The organism is Peribacillus sp. NPDC097895, assembly GCF_050277555.1.
Taxonomy (GTDB): domain Bacteria; phylum Bacillota; class Bacilli; order Bacillales; family DSM-1321; genus Peribacillus.
The window spans coordinates 157,556-179,570 of the sequence record NZ_JBNNSH010000008.1; the positions used below are offsets into that span (position 1 = coordinate 157,556).

At 34.6% G+C, this 22,015-nt stretch carries 22 protein-coding genes; 7 read left to right on the forward strand and 15 right to left on the reverse strand.

Features of this window, described 5'->3' with window-relative positions; translation table 11 throughout:
- Positions 1-847 precede the first annotated feature (847 nt).
- From ACQKMH_RS25395 to ACQKMH_RS25405, 3 genes are all read right to left on the reverse strand, one after another.
- Entirely contained in the window at positions 848-1,999 is a 1,152-nt protein-coding gene (locus ACQKMH_RS25395; RefSeq protein WP_427590108.1) for a D-alanyl-D-alanine carboxypeptidase family protein, read from the reverse strand.
- A gap of 335 nt (positions 2,000-2,334) precedes the next feature.
- Positions 2,335-2,832 (reverse strand): N-acetyltransferase family protein, encoded by a 498-nt coding sequence (locus tag ACQKMH_RS25400; RefSeq protein ID WP_427590109.1) that lies wholly within the window; start codon positions 2,830-2,832, stop codon positions 2,335-2,337.
- Positions 2,833-3,234: 402 nt separating this feature from the next.
- A complete protein-coding gene (locus ACQKMH_RS25405; protein ID WP_427590110.1) occupies positions 3,235-3,780 on the reverse strand; it encodes a TetR/AcrR family transcriptional regulator in 546 nt (181 codons plus the stop codon).
- A 171-nt stretch (positions 3,781-3,951) separates the two neighbouring features.
- Here ACQKMH_RS25405 and ACQKMH_RS25410 point away from each other — a divergent pair, with 171 nt between their 5' ends.
- Positions 3,952-5,376 (forward strand): DHA2 family efflux MFS transporter permease subunit, encoded by a 1,425-nt coding sequence (locus ACQKMH_RS25410; protein ID WP_427590111.1) that lies wholly within the window; start codon positions 3,952-3,954, stop codon positions 5,374-5,376.
- Between the two features lie 260 nt (positions 5,377-5,636).
- Here the strand turns inward: ACQKMH_RS25410 and ACQKMH_RS25415 are convergent, their stop codons facing one another.
- The 3 genes from ACQKMH_RS25415 to ACQKMH_RS25425 form a co-directional block, all read right to left on the reverse strand.
- Positions 5,637-6,509: an AraC family transcriptional regulator gene (locus ACQKMH_RS25415; protein ID WP_427590112.1), complete on the reverse strand. Its 873-nt coding sequence runs from the start codon at positions 6,507-6,509 to the stop codon at positions 5,637-5,639.
- Between the two features lie 159 nt (positions 6,510-6,668).
- Positions 6,669-7,016 (reverse strand): VOC family protein, encoded by a 348-nt coding sequence (locus tag ACQKMH_RS25420; protein WP_427590113.1) that lies wholly within the window; start codon positions 7,014-7,016, stop codon positions 6,669-6,671.
- 138 nt (positions 7,017-7,154) lie between these two features.
- Positions 7,155-7,700 carry a hypothetical protein gene (locus tag ACQKMH_RS25425; protein WP_427590114.1) on the reverse strand — a complete coding sequence of 182 codons (546 nt, stop codon included), beginning with the start codon at positions 7,698-7,700 and terminating at the stop codon, positions 7,155-7,157.
- Positions 7,701-8,004: 304 nt separating this feature from the next.
- Between ACQKMH_RS25425 and ACQKMH_RS25430 the strand changes: the two genes are divergently transcribed.
- The gene (locus tag ACQKMH_RS25430; protein WP_427590115.1) at positions 8,005-8,430 is read left to right on the forward strand and encodes an SRPBCC family protein; all 426 of its coding nucleotides are present in this window, start codon (positions 8,005-8,007) and stop codon (positions 8,428-8,430) included.
- 326 nt (positions 8,431-8,756) lie between these two features.
- Here the strand turns inward: ACQKMH_RS25430 and ACQKMH_RS25435 are convergent, their stop codons facing one another.
- From ACQKMH_RS25435 to ACQKMH_RS25445, 3 genes are all read right to left on the reverse strand, one after another.
- Positions 8,757-9,497, reverse strand: coding sequence for an SDR family oxidoreductase (locus tag ACQKMH_RS25435; RefSeq protein ID WP_427590116.1), 741 nt, complete (start codon positions 9,495-9,497; stop codon positions 8,757-8,759).
- A 62-nt stretch (positions 9,498-9,559) separates the two neighbouring features.
- On the reverse strand, positions 9,560-10,693 hold the full coding sequence (locus tag ACQKMH_RS25440) for an NADH-dependent flavin oxidoreductase (protein WP_427590117.1): 1,134 nt from the start codon (positions 10,691-10,693) through the stop codon (positions 9,560-9,562).
- A gap of 233 nt (positions 10,694-10,926) precedes the next feature.
- On the reverse strand, positions 10,927-11,295 hold the full coding sequence (locus tag ACQKMH_RS25445; protein WP_427590118.1) for a MerR family transcriptional regulator: 369 nt from the start codon (positions 11,293-11,295) through the stop codon (positions 10,927-10,929).
- Positions 11,296-12,109: 814 nt separating this feature from the next.
- On the opposite strand from ACQKMH_RS25445, the gene ACQKMH_RS25450 reads away from it, so the two are divergent.
- Complete coding sequence (locus ACQKMH_RS25450; RefSeq protein WP_427590119.1) at positions 12,110-12,832, forward strand: hypothetical protein; 723 nt, start codon at positions 12,110-12,112, stop codon at positions 12,830-12,832.
- A gap of 356 nt (positions 12,833-13,188) precedes the next feature.
- Positions 13,189-14,061, forward strand: a complete 873-nt coding sequence (locus ACQKMH_RS25455; protein WP_427590120.1) for an arylamine N-acetyltransferase family protein — start codon at positions 13,189-13,191, stop codon at positions 14,059-14,061.
- A gap of 291 nt (positions 14,062-14,352) precedes the next feature.
- On the opposite strand, the gene ACQKMH_RS25460 is transcribed toward ACQKMH_RS25455, so the two are convergent.
- The 3 genes from ACQKMH_RS25460 to ACQKMH_RS25470 all read right to left on the reverse strand — a co-directional run bounded on the left by ACQKMH_RS25460 (position 14,353) and on the right by ACQKMH_RS25470 (position 15,448).
- Positions 14,353-14,514: a hypothetical protein gene (locus tag ACQKMH_RS25460; protein WP_427590121.1), complete on the reverse strand. Its 162-nt coding sequence runs from the start codon at positions 14,512-14,514 to the stop codon at positions 14,353-14,355.
- 127 nt (positions 14,515-14,641) lie between these two features.
- Positions 14,642-14,839 carry a hypothetical protein gene (locus tag ACQKMH_RS25465; RefSeq protein WP_427590122.1) on the reverse strand — a complete coding sequence of 66 codons (198 nt, stop codon included), beginning with the start codon at positions 14,837-14,839 and terminating at the stop codon, positions 14,642-14,644.
- Between the two features lie 228 nt (positions 14,840-15,067).
- A complete protein-coding gene (locus ACQKMH_RS25470; protein ID WP_427590123.1) occupies positions 15,068-15,448 on the reverse strand; it encodes a VOC family protein in 381 nt (126 codons plus the stop codon).
- 1,576 nt (positions 15,449-17,024) lie between these two features.
- Between ACQKMH_RS25470 and ACQKMH_RS25475 the strand changes: the two genes are divergently transcribed.
- From ACQKMH_RS25475 to ACQKMH_RS25485, 3 genes are read left to right on the forward strand one after another with little or no spacing between them, the layout of a single operon-like run.
- Positions 17,025-17,549 (forward strand): sigma-70 family RNA polymerase sigma factor, encoded by a 525-nt coding sequence (locus ACQKMH_RS25475; protein WP_201249998.1) that lies wholly within the window; start codon positions 17,025-17,027, stop codon positions 17,547-17,549.
- Positions 17,550-17,565: 16 nt separating this feature from the next.
- Positions 17,566-18,855, forward strand: a complete 1,290-nt coding sequence (locus tag ACQKMH_RS25480; protein ID WP_427590124.1) for a DUF4179 domain-containing protein — start codon at positions 17,566-17,568, stop codon at positions 18,853-18,855.
- A gap of 53 nt (positions 18,856-18,908) precedes the next feature.
- Positions 18,909-19,328 carry a hypothetical protein gene (locus tag ACQKMH_RS25485; protein ID WP_201250000.1) on the forward strand — a complete coding sequence of 140 codons (420 nt, stop codon included), beginning with the start codon at positions 18,909-18,911 and terminating at the stop codon, positions 19,326-19,328.
- 313 nt (positions 19,329-19,641) lie between these two features.
- Here the strand turns inward: ACQKMH_RS25485 and ACQKMH_RS25490 are convergent, their stop codons facing one another.
- The 3 genes from ACQKMH_RS25490 to ACQKMH_RS25500 form a co-directional block, all read right to left on the reverse strand.
- Positions 19,642-20,496, reverse strand: a complete 855-nt coding sequence (locus ACQKMH_RS25490; protein WP_427590125.1) for a DUF6843 domain-containing protein — start codon at positions 20,494-20,496, stop codon at positions 19,642-19,644.
- 186 nt (positions 20,497-20,682) lie between these two features.
- Positions 20,683-20,853 (reverse strand): hypothetical protein, encoded by a 171-nt coding sequence (locus ACQKMH_RS25495; protein ID WP_427590126.1) that lies wholly within the window; start codon positions 20,851-20,853, stop codon positions 20,683-20,685.
- 187 nt (positions 20,854-21,040) lie between these two features.
- Positions 21,041-21,811, reverse strand: coding sequence for a hypothetical protein (locus ACQKMH_RS25500; protein WP_416117401.1), 771 nt, complete (start codon positions 21,809-21,811; stop codon positions 21,041-21,043).
- Between the last annotated feature and the right edge of the window lie 204 nt (positions 21,812-22,015).

Genomic DNA, 22,015 nt, shown 5'->3' on the forward strand with positions numbered 1-22,015 from the left:
AGCACCTGTTTGTGGCATAAAATGACAAGGTCACGGAAATGAGCCACTTTATTTAAAGTAACGTACTTTCCGCATATATTTTAAATCTAGAGCGTCAGGAAAATACGGATATACAACGTTAAGGGGTCGTTATTACTGTTAATAGCATAAATATTACAAAACCTATATATACTCCAGTTTTCTTTTTACTATCAGGTTCGTCTTCAAATTTTCTCATAAGTAAAATCATTACTGACATTCCTATAGCGAAAGAGTAATGTATTGCGTTAACAATAGAATCTTCATCTTGTCAAAAAACATATGAAATTATACAAATGCTTAATATGATAATAATACCATACGCAATTTTTTGAAAAATACGATTCTTAATAAATCGTTCACTTGAATTAGCAATTAATAGAATCCCAAATAGAACTAGGACACTATAAAATAAAAAAGTATTCATATACATTTAACCTCAACTTTATAGGGATTTTACATATTCGTATGTCTTTTTTTCCAAATATATAGAATCATTTTCCTTTTTTATTATAAGATTTGAATCAATCTTTATTTAAAATTATCAATCTTTATTATAAATCTACACGTACAGTTCAGTAAAAAACTATCCTGCCCCTGTAGTTCCATAAGAAAAGAGCTGCCTTAAAGACAGCTCTGATCTTCAGCTAACGCACCCTTTAGTTCTATAAGAAAAGCACATTATTTGTCTATCTCTTTTACATACTTACAGTTCTAGGTAGTATACCTAAATATAAATAGCCTCATCAGGTTTTTGATGAGGCTATCCACTGCGTATAGTGTATTAAAGTTTTTGCACTAGAACCAATATTTCTTTAGGAGCATTTCTTTAGTTTTGTACGGCTCTAGTATAATAATATTCTTCAAGAGTAATTCCGTGGCTCATAATAGTTTGAGCTATTGATTTGCCTACATATCGAAGATGCCATGGTTCATACTTATAACCAGTAACTGATTCTTTTCCTTTAGGGTATCGGATAATAAATCCATAATCATCTGCATGTGCCTGTAGCCATTTTGCTTCTTTAGTACCTCCAAAGCAATCCTGTGCCGCGCATTTACCATTTCCTCCTGTCACATCAATAGCAAGGCCTGTTTCATGCTCACTTGTTCCAGGTAATGCACTGTATGTGATTGCTTTGGCATAACCATCCCTTTTTACATAATAATCAAATAGAGCAACTTGTGTAGCATGTGATCTATATGCAGATACACCGAGAAGACTTACTCCCTGCTTCTTGGATTCCGCAAATAATTTGCTAATGGCAGCTGCTGCTTCACTTCGCATTTTTCTCTTTTCTGTCTTTTCTTTAAAAGTAAACGGTATCGACGTATATACTAAGTCTTTTGGTACATAGTTTTCTGGTAGCTTATTTTTTTTATTGACTAGCACTGGAATACTTTCAGGCTTTGCAACAACCTGAATGGCGTCAGATGTAGGATTGGATACCTTTACATATTTACTACTAACATAACCTGTTTGACCGTTTAAGCTAACCTTTAGCCATCCATTCGCATTTTTTCCAGTAACCGTTAGCTTTGTGCCCTGTTTAACTGTTGCTATAATTTTATTAGCAGTAGATGGACCTGTACGGACATTCAGGTTAGCAGTTGCTGTATAGATCACAGTTGCTGTACTAGAGCCAGATGAAGAGTTTGATATTTTTACATAATGGCTACTAACATAACCTGTTTGACCATTTAAGCTAACCTTTAGCCATCCATTCGCATCTTTTCCAGTAACCGTTAACTTAGTGCCCTGTTTAACTGTTGCTATAATTTTATTAGTAGTAGATGGACCTGTACGGACATTCAGGTTAGCAGTTGCTATATAGGTTACAGTTGCTGCATTGGCAACACTTGGTTCTAACCCCTTAATATTTGCATGGTTAAAACCGATTAAACCTGCACATAAAATAATGAAAGCGAAACCGGTAGTTAGCAATCTTTTGTTTAACGTTACTTTATTTAGTTTTGTCATTTAGAACACCTCTGCTTTAAGGTATAATTTAAAACAATAAATGTCACTGGTTTATTGTTCCAATTAGCAACAAGAATGTTGAAACAACATCCGCAAAGATATTCTTTTACATTTTTAAAATAATAGATGGTCCTTAAGTTAACTAAATTGGTTTACTTTTTTTATTACGTTTCTCCCTGGATGAATTGCAGGGCTAGTTTCGCAGTATTTATCTTATGCTAAACATTAGATTATCTTTTCTTCTTCAACTTACCTGTCCCGGTAATTCCATAAGAAAAAGGCTGCCGCAACAACTCCTGTTATTGAAGTAAAGCACCCGCTAGTTTAACAAGCCCCTATAATAATTTAGACATAAAATATTGGTCGAAAAGTGTGTCATTTATCACTAGTGAGTTTCTTTTTATGCCTTCTATCTCAAATCCCATTTTCTTATATAGAGATACTCCTGCTTCATTTTGAATGACCACTGTAAGTTCTAACCGTAAGATATTATGTATTACTGCCCATTCTTCTAACCTTTGAAATAGAGTTGTTCCTATACCTCGCCCTGTGTATTCTTTTAAAATACCTATAACTAGGTAGGCTGAATGATTTGTTCTCCTTGTATCTCCGCCAATGACTGCTAAATATCCTACTAACTGTCCACCTTGTTCTGCAACAAGTACTGTTGAGTTACTCTCTTTGTCCACTCGTTCCAACCATTTACGTTGTTGTTCAGGAGAACCTTTTCTTTCTCCTGGTTCCATAAGCATAAAATCAGCCTCGGTTTCAACTTGCTTCATTAGCAAATCAAAACTTTCAGCATCCTCAGGTTTTATCTCTCTGATTAACATCGAATCCCCCTCCATAAACATATATATCCAATTTTACACGAGTTTTGGAAAAAAGAAGACAAATGAGTAATTTAAAATATATAAATGAAAAAGCATCAGTAAATGCAGATTCGAAATAAAGTTTGATCCAAAATCCTGTGATATAAAGTATTTTTTCTTTTTCAGCAAACAGATCATATTGTGGAGCAACGTCTTTAAAAGAAATTGGATTTATATACTATAATTTTACAGGGTAATGTGAAATTATTTACTTAAAATAGTACAAATGAAATTCCATAATACTCTTCCTCTATGCCATCAATTTACCTACCCAACTTTGACCTAGTTCAGCTATTTCACCATAATGTGATTTACATCTAACCTTAATTAACCTATAAAAAATTCAAATCTCCTGCCTGCCCTTTAACTCTTATACAATAGATAAATTTGATTTGCTATATAGTCCGAACTGAAGTGTAAGCCTTTCCGGATCCACCACATAATAACACCAATTAAAGAAGCGGTTTTAATATCAATTGTTACGTAGTTTTCCGGGAGTACTTGCTCACTATTTTCCCTTCTTTTCATTACAAGTTGTTGGATAAATATAAATAGCTTCTCTTCGAAGTCATCATTGTCAAATAAAATAAGCAAGTATTCACGGTGACTATATAAGTTATCTAATAGCTTCGTCAATTGTTGTTTTTCCGATAAATCTGTAGCGTCAATAAGAGACAAAATTTGAACTGAAATTCCCTCCATAATTTCTTGAGTTAGTTGTCCTACTAATTCCTGAATGTCATGGTAATGCAAATAAAAAGTTGTGCGATTTAATTTTGCAGCCTTCGCAACTTTTTGTACGGTCAATGAAGAAGTCTTTTCCCCTTCACTTAATAATTCTAGGACTGCCTTCTTAAACATTTCCTTTGTTCGAATCGACCTTGGATCTTCTTTTTTATATGTAGACATTTGTTCTCTCCTATATTCATTATCTCTCATTTCATCGACAGCTAATTCATTCTTGTCGACTACTGAACAATTTGAAAAATATTGTTTATGGTCAAAAGTTATGGCCTTCTGATACCATTTACTTTATCGACAAATTGTCGACAAAACAAGTCTCAATATAAAGGGGTTCACATGCAAAACGAATTATCGGAAAGAGCAAAGACCATTTTATTGATTATATTAATAACAGGGTGTTTTTTATCTACGTTAAATCAAACATTGTTAAACGTTGCACTAAGTAATTTAATGGATGTATTTCAAGTAGATGCAGCAACCATCCAATGGTTATCGACTGGATTTATGCTTGTTAATGGGGTACTCGTCCCAATTACTGCATTTTTAATGAAGAGATTTACAACTAGACAGCTGTTTATAAGCTCAATGGGCTTTTTGTTAGTTGGTTCAATTATTTGTGGGAGTGCCATGAACTTTGGCTTACTGTTAACTGGTCGTATGATTCAAGCGATTGGAGCTGGCATAATCGTCCCTCTTATGATGACGGTAATTCTATATTTATATCCTGCAGAAAAACGCGGAGCTGTAATGGGGAAAATTGGATTTGCGATTATATTTGCCCCTGCAATTGCCCCTACACTTTCAGGTTTCCTCATTGAATATTTCTCATGGCGTTGGCTATTTATCGCACTAGTTCCATTTGTAATTGCCGTTATTTTGTTAGCAAATAAATATTTATTGAATGTCGCAGAAACATCAAAAGCAAAATTAGATATGTACAGTATTTTACTTTCAACAATAGGCTTTGGCAGTATTTTATTTGGTTTTAGTAGCGCAGGTAGTAAAGGCTGGGATGACGTAACTGTTTTAACACCGACCATTGTTGGTATTATCATTACAGCTCTGTTCTGCATCAGACAAATCAAGTCAAAAGATCCATTGTTAAATTTAACTGTTTTCAAGTATAAAATCTTTACATTAACATCAATTATTAATGTTGTTATTACGGTGATTATGTATGCAGACTTAATTTTGCTACCGATTTACTTGCAAAATGGTCGAGGTTTTACAGCATTAGAAGCAGGATTGCTACTATTACCTGGAGCAGTCATTAATGCCTTCCTTTCGCCAGTTACAGGGAAAATGTTTGATAAATATGGGGCTAAACCTTTATTTATAACTGGACTAGTATTTATTATCATTTCTATATGGGGCGTACTAAATTTAACCACTTCTACAACCTTTGTATATCTCATGATTCGTACAATTATTTTACGAATAGGCTTAAGTTTTATTACGATGCCATTAAATACAGCTGGCTTAAATGCACTTCCAAGAGAGTTAGGTTCACATGGATCTGCTCTTAATAATACGGTTCGCCAACTTGCAGGTGCTATTGGTACGGCCGTCGTCATGACAATTTATTCAATTCAAGCAACTGCTCATGCCACGACACTTGCAACCCAGCAAGTTGTACATGAAAAAATCCGTCAATTATCTTCCATTTTGAGTACCAATGACGCATATTTAGTTATGTTAGTATTTGCGATCGTCGGATTAGTAGTTGCATGCTTGATGCCGAGAATACAGAAAACCCAATAATTTATTTAAAGCTGTTGTATGAACATAAAACGTATAACAGCTTTTATTTAGTATGCGCGTATGTTTTGCCTATATTGTAGGTATTACCGAGACAGATAAAGTTGGATGTGAAAAATATCACCTAAAATAAAAAACAACTCCTAAAGTGACAGTTATATTTCATTTTGCATTTCCTTATGAAACTATTCTGCCCCGTTAGTTCCATAAGAAAAAGGCTGCCTTAAAGGCAGCTCTTTGGATAAATCCTTCGCATACTATACTTACTTTTTCATAACGGGGATCCATATTTCACTTCTAAATGTTGGTGAGGTTATATCTTTATTTTCGTTCCAAAGGATTTCTGGACCTTCTCTTTGTTCATAGTTAGAGGATGGAAACCATTCGGAATAAATACGTCCCCATACATTTTGCAGTGTTTCAGGAAAGGGTCCGACTGCTTCGAATACCACCCATGTAGACGCAACAACTTTCAACTGTGTTAAGTTATCTGGACATTCCCTCGTTGTTGCTGCGCCGATATAATGATCAAGCTCCCCTTTTTCCTCCAACCGACCTTCGGAAAAGTTTGCAGATGCACTAAGCAGCCCTAATGGCTCGACATTCGATAAGTTTTTAAGTTCATTTATCGTTTTCTCATCTAAACTTTTCCACATAGATGCAATCTCTGGATTAACGCCTTTAAAAATGATTGGAACTCTTTTTTTTATTCCAATAATGTGAAATGCCTCTTTTTCTTCAATTCGATAGTTCATTTCACTGCCTCCTTTAATGGATAATTGGAAGGACATCGGTGGATAGGCTTTAAGTGAATGTCCATTACTTCTCGCTTCTGATGGTGTGATGCCATGCAAATGTTGAAACGCTCTTGCAAAAGAGTCAGGTGAGCTGTACCCGTACTTTATCGCTATATCAATAACCTTTATGTTGTTATCTTTTAGCTCAAACGCCGCAAGTGTTAGTCGTCTTCGGCGGATATACTCGGAAAGTGAAATACCTGCAAGGAAGGAAAACATCCTTTTAAAATGATATTCCGAGCAATAAGCTAGCCTTGCAACTTCTTTAAAGTCAATTTCGTTCGTTAGATTGTCTTCAATGCATTTAATGGCAGCATTCATATTTTTGAGCAAATCCATTCAATGACCTCCCTTATATCAACAGAATAGCAGGAATTGAAACGAATCATCCGACATTCTGTGCACAATTATGCAGGGTCTAATCCCTTTCGCATCTGTTAATGAAAATAACCTTATTGTTAAAATGAACTAAAGAACCCGTTAGCTTAATACAACTCGCTATTTCTCCCAAAGCTCGACCAGTCGACCCTCAGGATCTTTAATCCAAATAAACTTTCCAAATTCACTAATCTCTTTTTTCTTTGCAAGAGGTACACCAATATGTTCAAGATGCTTAATAGTCTCGTTTAGATTATGTACTTGGAAATTTAACATCACTTGTTGTTCTGTTGGAAAATAACTGTCATTCTCGGTAAAGAAAGAAAAGATAGTCTCATTTCCTAATTGGGGTTTAATCACAGTCCCATTCCAATTTTCTAAGTCAATCTTCAACGTTTCACTGTACCATTTTTTTACAACATCAAGATTCTTAGTTCTCCAAAATATTCCTCCTAAACCTTTTATCATCGTATCTAACTCCTATCTGTCTCAAAATTTTTAGTTTTTCAATTATTGTTAAGTTCCTACTTCAACTATACTGCCCCTATAGTAGCATAAAGAAAAAGCTGCCTTATAGACAGCTCCGATCTTCAGCTAACACACCCGTTAGTTGAACAAGGCTTTTACCTTCTCCCTCAATTTTTCAATTTCTTCAATCATTAGTTTCGGTTCTTTTTTAGATGTTGTCTTCCTTATCTCTTTTTCCTCAAATACCCTATAATCAATCAATGTCTTCCAAAAGTGTTCTGCTCCATCTAAAATGGATTCTAAAAACTCTTTTTCAGGCAATACTGCTTGTGCAAAAACCACAACAGGTTCCCAATCACCCACAATAGAGAACTCCAATAAATTGTTGTTTATTGAAACTAATTTCATAAGATATGGATCGATACCATAAAGTCTTTCAACGTTCTCACCGTCTAAATATTGCTCAATAGCAACCATATAATCGGACCATAAATCTAACCCACTGGGAACATGCACTCCTACCACGATCTGATTGTTATACTTAATTGATATACGCATTTGAATGTGCTCAGGAGTAAATTTTCGATGGTCAAAAATTTCTCTTAATTTTAAAGAATCATCTAAGGATACATAACTCTCTTCACCTTCATTAGTTTTTACTAGAAATGTACTTATATTAAACATCATTAAACTCCTATCAGAATAGTCTGTTCTTTATTATAGCTTAATAACTTCATTAAACCTGCCCCTGTAGTTCCATAAGAGAAAGCTGCCTTATAGACAGCTCCGATTTTCAGCTAACTCACCCGTTTGTTTAAGTGCATTTCGTCATAATGTTAGAAGATAAAGTTATTTCGTTTTAACGCAAATCCCTCCTAATTTACTACTTTTTCTTTAATAAAACCCCTCGAAAATACTTATAATATATCCAGGCATCTAATGTGGACAGATTTCTAAAATTTTTTGTATTTATAAAGGAGAGAAAAAAATGCAAACATTTAAAAAAGTTACAGTAGAAACAACAATTCAAGCACCCATAGAAAAGGTGTGGAAGTATTGGACAGAGCCGGATCATTTAACAAAATGGAACAATCCTTCAGATGATTGGCACACACCATTTGCCGAAAATGATCTAAGGCCAGGTGGGAAATTCGTTTCAAGAATGGAAGCCAAAGATGGCAGTGCTGGTTTCGATTTTGGTGGAATCTATGATGAAGTAAAATTACATGAGGTTATTTCTTATACCATGGGTGATGGGAGAAAAGTAAAGATCACTTTTAAAGAACAAGAAAACGAAATCGAAGTAATTGAAACTTTTGATGCTGAAACTACACATCCGATTGAGTTTCAAAAACAAGGATGGCAGGCGATTTTAAATAATTTCAAAAAATATGTTGAGCAAACAAACGATTAAAAAAGTTGCTCCAGTTATTAATTTTATAAGTCATTAGTGGCGTATCTGTGGATATAGAATAACCACAGATACCGCCATTTTTTATTTTTCCTTTATTGTACAACCTGCCCCGATAGTTGCATAAATAAAAAGCTGCCTTAAAGACGCCCCGATCCTCAGCTAACGCACCCGTTAGTTTAAGTACAATCCTTCACATATTAAAAAATTTAATCTCTATCTAAATTATATTAATGTCTTAATTGCCCACTAAAACATTAAACGAACAAATAAAAAGTATTTTGTTCAGAGGAAACATGAGTGGGGCTGCCTCATTACAAAAGTTTCTTTTAGAGTTCTTGAATGGTTGGACGAACAATCATTTCATTAATCGCTACATCTGATGGTTGTTCAATTGCAAATGCAATCGCACGAGCAATGCTAGCAGGCTCAATTCCAATTTTGCTATCTTCAACAATTGCAGATTTTAATTCTAAATCTGTAATGGTTTCTAGTAATTCTGTAGTAATAGTTCCTGGGGAGATTATAGTTGTACGAATATTGTTGCTAGCCTCTTCTATACGGAGACCTTCTGTAATGGCACGTACAGCAAACTTTGTACCACTATAAACTGCACTAGCAGGGAATATTAAGTGACCAGCTATTGAGGAAACGTTAATAATATGCCCTTTTTTTCTTTCTCTCATGGACGGAAGAACAGCAGCAATACCATAAAGTACACCCTTGATGTTTACATCAATCATCGTATCCCATTCATTGATTTTTTTCTCATAAACAGGTGATAACGGCATTACTCCTGCATTATTGACCATTACATCAATTTTTCCAAACTCTTTAAGAGCAAAATCAGCTAACTCTTCCATTTGTTCATGTGAGGCAACATCCGTCACTTTATAAATAGCTTGCCCGCCATTATTTTGAATCTCCTCTTGTAATCTCTTTAATCGATCTTCGCGCCGAGCCGCCAGTACCAACTTCGCACCTTTAGATGCAAGTTCTTTTGCAGTAGCTTCTCCAATCCCACTAGAGGCACCCGAAATAATTACAACCTTATCTTGAATATTCGACATATATATGACATCCTCTCTTAATAAAAACGTGATAAAAAACAGTAAACTTTTCTATTACGATGTTAGTCTTCGATCTTAAACCATGGACCTGAAGCTTGAATTACATTCCAAAGTTTTCCTGGAAGCTCAAGCTCGCTTACTTTTGAAGTCTTAATTGCTGTCTTAATTTCAGCTTCTTTTCCACTCTGAACCTTTTCAACCCATTCTGGATTCATGATTAACGCGTGGCCAATTGCAGCTAGGGTAAGTCCCTTATCTAATGCATTGGCGACATCATCCGGAGTTACCATAGAACCAGCAGCCAGTACAGGAACTCGTCCGTTTACATGGTCAACAACTAACTCAAGATATGTCTTTTCATCTTGACTGTCGACTGGCTTTGAAGAAAGAGCATCAGCCAATGAAGCATGCACATAATCAACATCCTCTTCAATTAGGCGTTCAATCAATGCATAGGTATCCTTCATTCTCAAACCGCCTTCTTCATGTTCGTCAGGAGATATTCTGTATCCTAACATAAACGGTTTTGTTGCATACTTTTCAATGACATTTTTCACTTCCTGAACGATTGCCAGTGGGAAACGCATGCGATTTTCTAATGATCCTCCCCATTGATCTTCTCGTCTGTTAAAGAAAGGTGAGAAGAAGTTTTGCATTAAAAACCCATGAGCACCATGAAGTTCAACGCCGTCAAAACCTGCTTCAATTGCTCTTCTTGTTGTTTCTCCAAATGCATGGATGATATCTAAAATTTCCTCGTGTGAAAGTTCTCTAGGCAAAACTGAAGGAGCAAATCCAGTAGCTTCAGTCTCTAAAGCGCTGGAACTAACAACCTCACCATTTGGAACAAGATCTGGTAGGGCTTTGTTACCTGCATGGAAAATTTGAAGGATAGCAGGGGCTCCGCCACTTTTCGCGGCTTCAGCTAATTTACGTAAGCCCGGCGTAAATGTATCGTCATAAGCTGCAAATTCATTTGTAAAACCGATCCCGTTTGGAGTCGCATGTGTACAACCTGTAATCACAAGTCCTACTCCGTTAACTCTTTTTTTGTAATAGGTTAATTCCTCATCTGAAACCGTGTAATCATCATTACTGGACCAAGTTGTCATTGGTGCCATAACTACTCTATTATTAAGGGTTATCCCGTTTTTAAATGTAAAAGATTTAAATAAGTTGCTATATTTTTCGCTCATTTTTTAACCTCTTTCTGAATAGCATTGATCTAACATTGTTAGTTTGTCGTATTTTATAAAGGTTGATTAACCCTTCATGTATTTAATGGTGCAAGATTAGGTTAATCCCTAGAGAGCACTCTAACGCAAGTATTTTTTTATTTTTATTTCCGATAAAAACACGATGTAGAAAGCTGTCTGTACGAGGGTTATCCAAAAGATGCAAATGGAAAAAACAACTAGCTGCTTAATTTCTAAGAGAAACAGTCTCCTACTTCATTTTCATAAAAATTTATTTTATTATCCAGATGCTCTAAACTTTGACGAATCTTCTCCAATTCTTCCACTACTTTTTTACGATGCTTTTTAAGCAGAGCTAATCTTTCTTCCATTGTTTTATCCCCCATATGCCCCCACATGGCAAATCGTTTCATGTCTTTTAGTGACATCCCTGTATTTTTTAGGTGGAGCAAGGATTCAATCCATAATTTATTTTCATCCGAATAAATTCTGACATTGTTATCGCCTCTATTTACTTTTATTAACCCTTCTTTTTCATAAAACCTCAATGTATGTTCGCTTAGCCCAACTATTTTAGAAAATTCTCCAATAGAATATGTCAATATAACCGCCTCCATTAAATCTGATATGTCTATTTCTTTTTTAATTTGTGTTATAAAGAAAGAATAATACTTAGAGTTTACTCTAAGTCAAGAAGTTGTAATTCTTCTGCATATGATGATTAACAATCTTTTAGATTTATTTCGTTAGAAGAATTTTAAAAAGGAGACCTAAAGAGTAGAATAAAAAAAGTCACTTATTTGACTTCGTTATTTTCAAATAAAAAAGCAAACTCGCCGCAGTTTTGGCGAGTTTGCTTTTTTATAGCTATCCGGTTCCTTATGCAACTAACCTGCCCTGATAGTTGCATAAACAAAAGAAGCTCCCAGATGGCATCCGAATCTTCAATTAAGCACCCGTTAGTAAATAAGTACCCTTTTGATTGCAATGTACCTATTTGTAAAAAAATATATATGTTTTCAATTTAACTCCACCAAAAACAGCAAGTTCCATCCACTTAAAATAGAAATCTGTATGGTTAAAACCCATTTCACTTAACCAATTCACCTGAATATTTACTCTTTCAAATATATTATCTTTTTTATCGTGGTGACAATAATATTCCTTTGAAACTTCTTCTCGGTCTTTAATGAAAACAACCCTTAAGGAAAAATTAAGCTTCTTTCGGGATACTGGTTTCAATGAAGCAGAAAGGAGCAAAGTGATTATGTAAATATGTAATAGTGAGAGGTAATTTGGAGGGAAATTGTCTTCCGTATTAAAAGAAACAGTTTAGTTGTTAAGCCGACACATTTAAAAACTAGAACAATAAATAGATAACTTAATTAAAAACAAACTTTTTAGGAGGAATTTATTATGAAGAAAAAATTATTTGGTTATGTGATGGCAGGAGCATTAGGAGTTAATATTCTAGGGGCAGCTTCTACGACGTTTGCTGCAAGCAATGATATCCATAATACAGCTTCCAAGACGCAAGTGGAAACATCCGTTTCACACCAAGTATCTACTAAACAAAATTCAGAATTCAAAAAACTTCAGAGCCAAGCAAAAGGATTTAGCATTAAAGTTGAAGGGAAAACTGTAGATCAGTTAAAGAAAGAAATTAATAAGGGCAAAGACCTTCAAAGCCAGGCTAAAAAACTTGGTATTAAACCAGATGGTAAAAGTCCGGATCAATTAAAAAAAGAAATTAATAAGGGCAAAGACCTTCAAAGCCAAGCTAAAAAACTTGGTATTAAACCAGATGGTAAAAGTCCGGATCAATTAAAGAAAGAAATTAATAAGGGCAAAGACCTTCAAAGCCAAGCTAAAAAACTTGGTATTAAACCAGATGGTAAAAATCCGAATCAATTAAAGAAAGAAATTAATGATTGCAAAGACCTTCAAAGCCAAGCTAAAAAACTTGGTATTAAACCAGATGGTAAAAATCCGAATCAATTAAAGAAAGAAATTAATAAGGGCAAAGACCTTCAAAGCCAAGCTAAAAAACTTGGTATTAAACCAGATGGTAAAAATCCAGATCAATTAAAGAAAGAAATTAATGATCATAAGCAACCTCAAAACCAAGTTAAAAAATAATACAGAGAGTAATTAGTTTTGCTCTTTGAACCTCTTTGATTTAATGGCTCATCTTTTATATAGATGGGCTTTTTATATTGGTTCTGATTTTACATAACACGTACAAGGGGCATGTGGTGTACAACAACCCTTATCGGGAATTCCAATATGCACGTAACCAAACCGCAAAGCTTAAACAAGCTTGTCTTACTGATGGATTTACATCCCTTTCATATCGGACTCTTAATCCTGAGCGTAGATATTGCACTTCATTTGTGGCCATAACTATTCACCTTTAGTTTCATTTTATTGCATAATTCGCTATCATAGCTTAAAAACACATATATATCTTTGGGAAAGGAGTTTAACTAAATAAGATGACCAAAGAGGAAATATTAGAATACCTTCATCGAATAGGCATTAAAGAAATCAAACCTCCTTCAAAAGAATACCTTTTAGAACTACATAAAGCACATGTAGAGAAAATTTCTTGGCAAACAATTGATATCTTTGCAGGTAAGCTAACAACAATTAATGTACGTGATTCTGTTCAACTGATGATCCAACAAAGAAGTGGATATTGTTTTCATTTAAATGGTGCCTTCTATGAACTACTTCGCTCATTAGGGTTCAATGTTGCCATTCACCGTGCAGGTATACAAGGAAGAAAGTCAAATCCTATAATTGATTCCTTTCATGTTGGCTTGATGGTGGCTATTGATAATAACAACGGTGAGAAAGAAAAGTGGCTTGTTGATGTTGGATTAGGGGATATGCCGTATGAACCGATTCCATTACAAGTCGGCATTTATAAGCAAGGGCCATTTTCATATTACGTAAAAAAATCAACTGTTGATAATAAAGGATGGCGTTTGGAATCGACTCATCCAGGTAGTTACTTAGGAGTTGATTACGCTGCTGAAGCTGTTCCCGGTATAGAGGTATTTGAGCCAAAGCATGCCTATTACAGTGAATCTAAGGATTCGCCGTGGCAGAATTTATTTTTAATTCAAAATCGGCAAGAGGCGGTATGGAATGAATTAAGAGGGTGTATGTTACAGCAACGTGATGCAGTAAATGTACAAAAAACAGAAATTACACATAAAGAACAGTGGTTTGAAGTGCTGTCTACTGTGTTTAATGAACAGTTAGTAAGCTATTCAAATGCCGAAAAAGACGCCTTATGGAGCAAAGTAAAGAAACTCCATGAAACTTGGAAAGCTTCTAAAAATAACCTGTCCCGTAATTGAAGAATGAGTTATTTATTATAGGCAATGAAAAAGGATCTTCGACTGGAAGATCCTTTTAGCTGCTTGTTTTAATTATTATAATATCAAGAACGCAGTAAAAAGAATACTAAATATCTAACATTTAATTAGGCTTTAACCGTATAATTCGAAAACACTACGCTTATTGAACTAACCTGCCCCTATAGTTCAACCAGAGAAATGAACAAAAAAAGAACCCCTTTGCAATAAAGAAGTCCTTATTCATTCAATTTCAGTTGCAAATTGAAACAATTCCGGGTGATCTGCCATGTCTTACATCGCTTTTTCTCTTTGTTTTTTGGCTGTTTCAATGTCATCTTCAATTAATGTGTCACTTCCAGGTAAAAGAATAACTTCTTCATCTACTGGTACTGGCGCATTTGCTAAATCAGATTGGAAAGAAAAAAGACCAATGAAAGTGATTCCAAATAACATAAGGATTTTCTTAAACTTAATCTACCTCCTTAGGATATGTTTAATTATACCATTTTCCGGCTCTCTTATGGAGCTAACGCACCCGTTAGTTTAAGTACAAACCTTCACAATCTTGTTAACCTTTATTTTAATCGCCAATTGCTACTATTAACTTTTTTTTCAGTAATGCTTCTTTGCAAAGTTCGATTAATTTTTCAGCAAATTGTTTTATTTTTTGCCCGTATAAATTATCTGTTTTGTATTTAATAACTATACCCTCGCAAATGTTTACTAACTGATTTATTTCTTGCGTTGAAAATATTTTATCACCATATTGGTCATTCATTGTCCGCCTTTTTCATATTTTAATGTTTTTCATATTATATCAGTCTTTGTTGAACTAACCTGCCCCGTTAGTTGCATAAGGAAAAAGCTGCCTTAAAGACAGCTCCGTTCTTCAGCTAACGCACCCGTTAGTTCATTAAGAAATCGATTCTTATTAAAGAATAGCGCCCTATTGTGGAAGATCTTAATTTTATTATTTGCATCTCCTTCAGTTTTTTAACCACATTTATTACACAGTCAATTCTAAGAGATTGCCTTCAGGATCTTCTATCACACTCTCATAATAGCCGTCCCCAGTAACACGAGGACCATTAACAAGGCGGTAACCATCATTTTGTAAGCGCACTGTCATCTGATTGACGGACTCCCTGCTCCCCAGGGAAATTGCAATATGAGCCCAGCCAATCCTATTGTCCTGATCCGGCTTATCGATAGCTGACTTACACATAATCTCTAAACGTGCACCCCCGTCAAACGTTAGAAAATAAGATTCAAATTTCTTATCTTTATTATGATACTTTGAGTTTGCATTCCCATTAAAGTACGTAACATAAAACGTCTTCATAGCTTCTAAATCTTTGACCCAGATTGCCACATGCTCTATTTTCATCTCACTGTCACTCCTCAAATGTTGTTATATTTTTACCTTTTTTTAAATTCTTGTGGGTGATTAAATAATCTCATAATTTAACCTAAATACACAATTTTCTTTTTTTGGGGTTATTCCACAATCTGGCCCAATTGTTGAATAAAGGTCAAAGAGCACTCTTCAACTATCCTGCCCCTTTAGTTCCATAAGAAAAAGCTGCCTTAAAGACAGCTCCGATCTTCAGCTATATACCTGATATTTCAACATTGTCTAAATAGTGTTTTATCCATTAAGGGTTACAACAGCAACAATGAATGAAAAGATTATGGCCAATATTGCATCATGTCTCGTAGTTGTTTTTATCAGTGGCATCCAGCTAATCTTACCCGTTAGGCTAACAAGTCTTGCAATAATAAAAAAGATAACAAAATAACTAAAAAACATTATAACCATAATATCACCTTACTTCATTTTTCTTTTATTGTAACATTCATCTTCAACTATCCTGCCCCCTTAGTCCCATAAGAAAAAGAGCTGCTGATTGCTCTTGATATTGAAGTAAGCAAGTACAAGTATTGCAGAATTAATAAGACTTTTGTATCATCAAAGATTAGATACGTTCCAACAGGAGTAGAATATCAGTCTAAGTAAGGATGATTTCATGAAACGAATTGACGTTGTTTTGCTATTTATGGTTGTAATTTGTTGACCAAGGAGAGAAAATAGCATTATTAGTATTTAAAGTTATTGATGGTACATTTGATAAAGTTATTTTTGATCAAGACATAGATAAATGGACTTTTAATGATACTGGTGAAGTTACTTTAAAGTGAATAAATTTTGATAAAGGGGTCTTTTTCATCAGCTGAAACTTTATAATCATAGAAAATCATAGTACATTCAAAAGGCTACCCAATTGGTGGTCTTCTTTTCGTCCAGGACGTTCGTAAAAGTCGATGGAATTTTAGGAACGTTCGTAAAGTATTTTTATGATTTAACGAACGTGAATAAGGGCTGTTTTGAGAAGAAACTCCACCGTTCGAGAAAGTCTACTTTTACGAACGGTAGCAACAGTGCTATACCGCCCATTCCAGATTTTTGGAAAGCTCGAACGAAACCCGATTACGGATAAAACAATAAAATTAATTCCCAAAGGAACAAGATAACCTGTTGGTTTCAAGAAAAGAATGAAATAGTCTGTAAGATGCGATGATAAGTACCAAGTCCATTACACCTAACAGAATTAATACCCATTTAGTTTTCGTCATCGTAGATTCCCCATTTTAGTTACTTCAATTATTTCAAATAGTTAATACAGTCCTTCTACCACAATCTGGCCCTTTAATGGAATAACTTTATTATTACTCAACAGGTTCTTAATCTACAAGAAAAACTGAAATCCTTTTCAAAAACGGCTAAACTTTTTTCAAAACGGTGCGACTTTTATAAACAGTTCAACTTTATTTAAGCCACTCTAAGAATCTACATTTAAGATAGAATTAGAGAACAAAATTGTTTAATCAAAAAAAATGAGAAAAATTGAAACGTTATTCATTCCTAGTTTGTCTAACAGTTAGAGGAAGGGAGGGGCACTACATTGCAAGATATAAAGAAGGTTCAGCGTGCGAAAAAGGGAAATAACAAAGCTTTTCAAGAGCTGATAGAGGATGAAAAAATCAAACTTTATAAAATAGCTTATATTTATATGAAAAATGAAGACGATGCGCTGGAGGTTTTCCAAGAAACCATATATAAAGCTTTTATTTCAATTAAAAATCTTAAAGATGAACGGTACTTTTCAACTTGGTTGTCACGTATCCTTATCAACACAGCGATTGATCTCATAAACAAAAAGAAAAGAATTATTCCAATGGAGATAAAAAGCATAGAAGAAAAGCTGGCTCCATACCAAACAAACAAAAAAGATCCTGATTTACTTCAAGCTGTTATGGAATTAGATGAAAAATATAAAACGGTTTTAATTCTACGGTTTTATAAGGATTACACGGTTAAGCAAATTGCTGACGTTTTAGATTATCCAGAAGGTACGGTGAAAACTAACATTCATCGTGGGATTAATCTATTAAAAGAAAAATTGAAGGAGGATTGTGTTAATGAGTAGTAATCAATGGCCAGATTTGAAAAAAGAAATGGATAAAGTATCTGTCCCAATGGATAAGCTTGATTCGATTATTACAAATACAATCAATGGAAATCGAAGAAAAATGTCGAAGAAAAAAGTGGTTTTTTACTCACTTAGTGCTGCAGTATTAGGCTTGGGTGTTTTTATTGGGTCTGCCAGTGTTTCTCCTGCTATGGCGAAAATTGCCTCCAATATTCCGATTATCGGCACATTTTTCAATGATTCTTTGGATGAAGGGCTTAGAATTGCTGGTAAAAATGGCTTAGCGCAAGTAGTCAACCAATCTTCAAAAGATAATGGGATTACTTTAACAATAAATGAAATTTTTTATGATGGAACACGCTTAACATTCGGTTTTACACAAGAATCCCTATTTGCAGATGGGCAAATCGAACATCCAACGATTGAAGTGAATGGGAAGGAAATCAATTTCATTTCGGGTTATTCAGGTGACTTTGTCACACCACAAAAATATAAAGGGACTATGGATATTACGCCAACTGAGGAGCTCCCAGAAGAATTTGACATGCAAATGAGAATTGATGCTGTTGGTCTTATTCCAGGCAAGTGGGAATTCAATTTTCCGGTGAAGCAATCAAATGAAGTAACAGTGATTCGACCGCAGGAAGTGAAAACCATCGAAGGGGCAGAAATAGAAATAAGTTCTTTAAAAGTTGGCCCTGCCGGAACAGTTCTTAATGTGAAAGTGGTAAAAGATGAAGGAAATAATAAGCTTGATCCATATTCATTAAACTTTTACGTGATCGATGATAATGGGAATGTGTTAGATACGGTAACAGCAAGTGGTATTGGAGATACCAAAAATGGAAAAGAAATAGCAAAGCTTAATTTTCTGTATGCACCTTTAAAAGAAGGCAGCAAAAAAGTAAGAGTTGTTCCTTACACCATTCCGATGTCGGAAAAAGGCTGGGAAAAAGTGTCTTTGCCTTTAGATGAACAAACCTTACCTTTTATCGTGGATCAAGGTGATTTTGGGAAAGTTCTTGTTACAAAGATCATTCATCAACAAGATAAGACCGTTATGTACTTTGATCTTCAAAGTGATGCAATTGTAGGCAATAAACTTTCAAGAAATTCATTATGGCTAGAAGATGCTAATGGGAAAAACCTATTGCTAGAGGATAATCCATTAGCGGAGCGAATTGAGGGTAATACATTTAAGCAAGAATTTGCAGCCAGCAAGAATAAAGGCTTGCAGATTAAAACTTATAAGTTTCCAAAACCTATTATGTATGAAGAATTTAAGATTGATATTCCCAATTAAATATGAGCCAATCCAGCCTTAGAAAGAGGCTCATATAAAGGGAGGGAAAGAAAATGAAAGTGGGAAAGCCATTTTTAATCGTTTTAAATCTAGTCTTTTCTGCAATTATTATTTATTGTACAGCTATGGTTGGGAAGTTGTTTAAAGGTAGATTTTTATTCGAGAATGGATTATTTGACCCTAAATATATTTTCCTAGCATTAGCTATTGCAATCCCTGTTATTCTATATACCTTGATTGCAAATGGCAGGTATAAAAAGAATATTTTTGAGGTCATCTCCTTTTCTAATATCTTAATTTTGGTATTATGTGCACCTGTATATGTTACTTTAGTTTTTGAAGGATCCCTCAAAGACCCTATGAAATTCGTTATCACATTCCTAGTTACATCAGTCGTTTTAGTTGGCACGTCACATTTTGCAGTAAATTATCACAAATATCAAAAAGGTAATAACTTTAGGCGTTTTAATTAGGAATCTAATTTATTTTAAGCACCGTTCGGAAATTTGAACGGTGTAATTTTTAGTTAACAGCCCGTATTGTCACTAACAATAACTTTTAGTAGAGGAAGAAGATTTGCCCAAAGAATTAAATTTCCTTTATTTTTGTGTTCCTTAATCAACTAACGCACCCGTTAGTTCATTAAGAAAAATTTACATTTGCTATGAATGTTGTTCAACAATAATTTTTCAACCTGTTTTTTTGTTTTTCGACAGGGAAAGTATGTTTAGCTAATTTCCCATATGGATTACCATTAATAGCTGTCAAACGGCACCCAATTTCCATTTAGTTTTTAGGTTTATCCAACCCTTCTTCTTTAATAATCTCTTCTAACGAGAGCCCTCGGGGCATAGTAGGGTCTACGTTTTCACTAAACGTTTCACTGCAATGTGTATTTGTTACAGTAAAATAGGAGCTAGAGTACTCGTAGTCATCTGTTTGTACGCCATCCGTGCCTCCAAGATTTATGCAAGTATCGTCAATTTTTTCTTTATGTCCTTCTGAATCAATATAAAAATATTGATTATTGATAATTCCTTCTTTTTCAGGATGGGGGCTGAGTGTGTACCCTTTTTCATTAATTCGATAAACATCAAAGTCTTCACTTTTTTCAGGTCTTGGAGCATCCTTGACACTGTACACCACTCTAACTTCACCTTCATACCCATTTGGAATGAGATAAGTTTCATTTGTATGCTTTTCAAACAATGGCCCCGAGACTAACATTGACCCAAATAAAGCTAAAGAGAATAAGATAACGATAGATAGTGTGTTAGTAACTATTACCTTATTGGCTGGCTTTATCCCCCTGTTGTGTTTTCTCATTCTCTGCCATTCTTCTGATAGGAAGAAGAGAAAAGAGCAAATAACTGCAAAGATTCCGAGTTCACCTAAAAGGATGAAGGATAGAAAACCAAACACCGAATAGATCAAGGATGCGAAAATAAAACGATTCTTTCCGATCTTTTTTGTGGCAAAATCCGATAAAAACGAAACGGGTATCCCGTAAACAACATTTCCAATGAAAACATATATCATCACGATTATAAAAATTCCGGGTTCCAACAGGAGGAAGAACCCTCCGAGAATAATGCTGACAAGTAAGACGGATTTAAGCTTTGTACTGAATATATCTTTCATTTTTATTCCCCTTTTGATTTTCACTCTCTATCAATAGAGCATACGGTTTTATCTGATTATACGAAAATTGCACATAAGTAAAATTCACCATAAAATGGACTATCCTGCCCCGTTAGTTAATTAAGGGTTCTTTTTTTACAATCAAAAGGCCACCCTTTGGCGGCCATCCAAATGAACTAAAAACAGTTAAAAGGCTCTAAAAAGAACGGAATTTGCCCAGTATGCCACTAGAATAATAATAATAATTGTAGTAACAATAACAAGCATTTTTTTACTGTGATTTCCAACTTCTTTCTTATCCCTTATTTCCTCTCTGTATTTCATTTGTACCTTTTTCTTTTTATCATCTAATTTCATAGCAGGTAAACCCCTTATGAAAATAATTTAAGTTTATTTTACCATAAAAACCCTATTCCTTGATGAACTAACCTGCCCCAATAGTTGCATAAAGAAAGAGCTGCCTTAAAGACAGCTCTGATCCTAAGCTAAAGCACCTTTAGTTGAATAATTTTGGTACTCCACATCAAAACTTTTACAAGATTGTTTAGCTCTCCCGTCTACATTGGATACGGCTTTCTTTTCCGGAAATACTTTTTTGTATTTTAACCTTATTTATTTTAACACTATGTTCTGGAGTATCGGTCAACGTGATATGGATTCTGTCGTAGGGAACATCGCCATGATGCGCTACATAATTTAACGCACTTGCATGAACGATATGTCTATTCTCATCCCCGTTAATTCTTTCGATTTTATCTATTTTTGGACACATGATAAAATCTGAGTAAGTTTTGTCGAGGTAGGAAAAGTATCTTGTATATAAAGTTTCTTCAAGCAATTCATCTTTGGGAGCTCCAACACTTTCATATTTCCAGCCAACTAAGAGCCAATCATACAACTCTAGTGATTTCAATCGAATTTTTATATTATTTCGGGTATATATAACCTCACTCTCTGCTATTGTGCATGTTTTTGCTTGGTTTTCGGAAATACAATTATATGCAGGTTCGATAACCGCAACATCCCCGTTTTTCATTTTTATTTTCAATATCGAGACTATGGGAGTTTTATTTAACTCTAACTCAGTTGCTCCTTCGGAATGACTTGATGTGTTTATCCATTTAACAACCTTATTGATGATTACTTCTTCATATCCATCGCTTTCCTTAAATAAACGAGATCCCCCATATAAACGGTTTACTTGAACAGATAAAACATCCCCTGTTTTTAATTTTGGTTGAATATTTGCCTTTGCTAATTGTATTGGGGAAAATAACACAGTAAACACCAGGACTAGTATGACTAACTTTTTCACGATTTAACGCCACCTCTGGATGTAAGTATTGTAGGTATTTTCCCCTTATATTAAAACTAAATACCTAAATAACAGCTGCAAACCAATGACATTCCTATATAAAAAGGTTCGTCATTTGACAGCCTCCGTTATTGAACTAACCTGCCCCGTTAGTTGCATAAGGAAAAAGCTGCCTTAAGGACAGCTCTAATCTTCAGCTATCGC

What these genes read in the sequence shown, in the direction of transcription:
- ACQKMH_RS25490 (WP_427590125.1), bottom strand. Translation starts at nt 20,496, where the DNA reads ATGAAAGATATATTCAGTACAAAGCTTAAATCCGTCTTACTTGTCAGC.
- ACQKMH_RS25420 (WP_427590113.1), bottom strand. Translation starts at nt 7,016, where the DNA reads ATGATAAAAGGTTTAGGAGGAATATTTTGGAGAACTAAGAATCTTGAT.
- ACQKMH_RS25430 (WP_427590115.1), top strand. Translation starts at nt 8,005, where the DNA reads ATGCAAACATTTAAAAAAGTTACAGTAGAAACAACAATTCAAGCACCC.
- ACQKMH_RS25410 (WP_427590111.1), top strand. Translation starts at nt 3,952, where the DNA reads ATGCAAAACGAATTATCGGAAAGAGCAAAGACCATTTTATTGATTATA.
- ACQKMH_RS25495 (WP_427590126.1), bottom strand. Translation starts at nt 20,853, where the DNA reads ATGAAATTAGATGATAAAAAGAAAAAGGTACAAATGAAATACAGAGAG.
- ACQKMH_RS25435 (WP_427590116.1), bottom strand. Translation starts at nt 9,497, where the DNA reads ATGTCGAATATTCAAGATAAGGTTGTAATTATTTCGGGTGCCTCTAGT.
- ACQKMH_RS25465 (WP_427590122.1), bottom strand. Translation starts at nt 14,839, where the DNA reads ATGAATGACCAATATGGTGATAAAATATTTTCAACGCAAGAAATAAAT.
- ACQKMH_RS25455 (WP_427590120.1), top strand. Translation starts at nt 13,189, where the DNA reads ATGACCAAAGAGGAAATATTAGAATACCTTCATCGAATAGGCATTAAA.
- ACQKMH_RS25485 (WP_201250000.1), top strand. Translation starts at nt 18,909, where the DNA reads ATGAAAGTGGGAAAGCCATTTTTAATCGTTTTAAATCTAGTCTTTTCT.
- ACQKMH_RS25425 (WP_427590114.1), bottom strand. Translation starts at nt 7,700, where the DNA reads ATGTTTAATATAAGTACATTTCTAGTAAAAACTAATGAAGGTGAAGAG.
- ACQKMH_RS25460 (WP_427590121.1), bottom strand. Translation starts at nt 14,514, where the DNA reads ATGTTATTTGGAATCACTTTCATTGGTCTTTTTTCTTTCCAATCTGAT.
- ACQKMH_RS25470 (WP_427590123.1), bottom strand. Translation starts at nt 15,448, where the DNA reads ATGAAAATAGAGCATGTGGCAATCTGGGTCAAAGATTTAGAAGCTATG.
- ACQKMH_RS25440 (WP_427590117.1), bottom strand. Translation starts at nt 10,693, where the DNA reads ATGAGCGAAAAATATAGCAACTTATTTAAATCTTTTACATTTAAAAAC.
- ACQKMH_RS25400 (WP_427590109.1), bottom strand. Translation starts at nt 2,832, where the DNA reads ATGTTAATCAGAGAGATAAAACCTGAGGATGCTGAAAGTTTTGATTTG.
- ACQKMH_RS25450 (WP_427590119.1), top strand. Translation starts at nt 12,110, where the DNA reads ATGAAGAAAAAATTATTTGGTTATGTGATGGCAGGAGCATTAGGAGTT.
- ACQKMH_RS25415 (WP_427590112.1), bottom strand. Translation starts at nt 6,509, where the DNA reads ATGGATTTGCTCAAAAATATGAATGCTGCCATTAAATGCATTGAAGAC.
- ACQKMH_RS25395 (WP_427590108.1), bottom strand. Translation starts at nt 1,999, where the DNA reads ATGACAAAACTAAATAAAGTAACGTTAAACAAAAGATTGCTAACTACC.
- ACQKMH_RS25405 (WP_427590110.1), bottom strand. Translation starts at nt 3,780, where the DNA reads ATGTCTACATATAAAAAAGAAGATCCAAGGTCGATTCGAACAAAGGAA.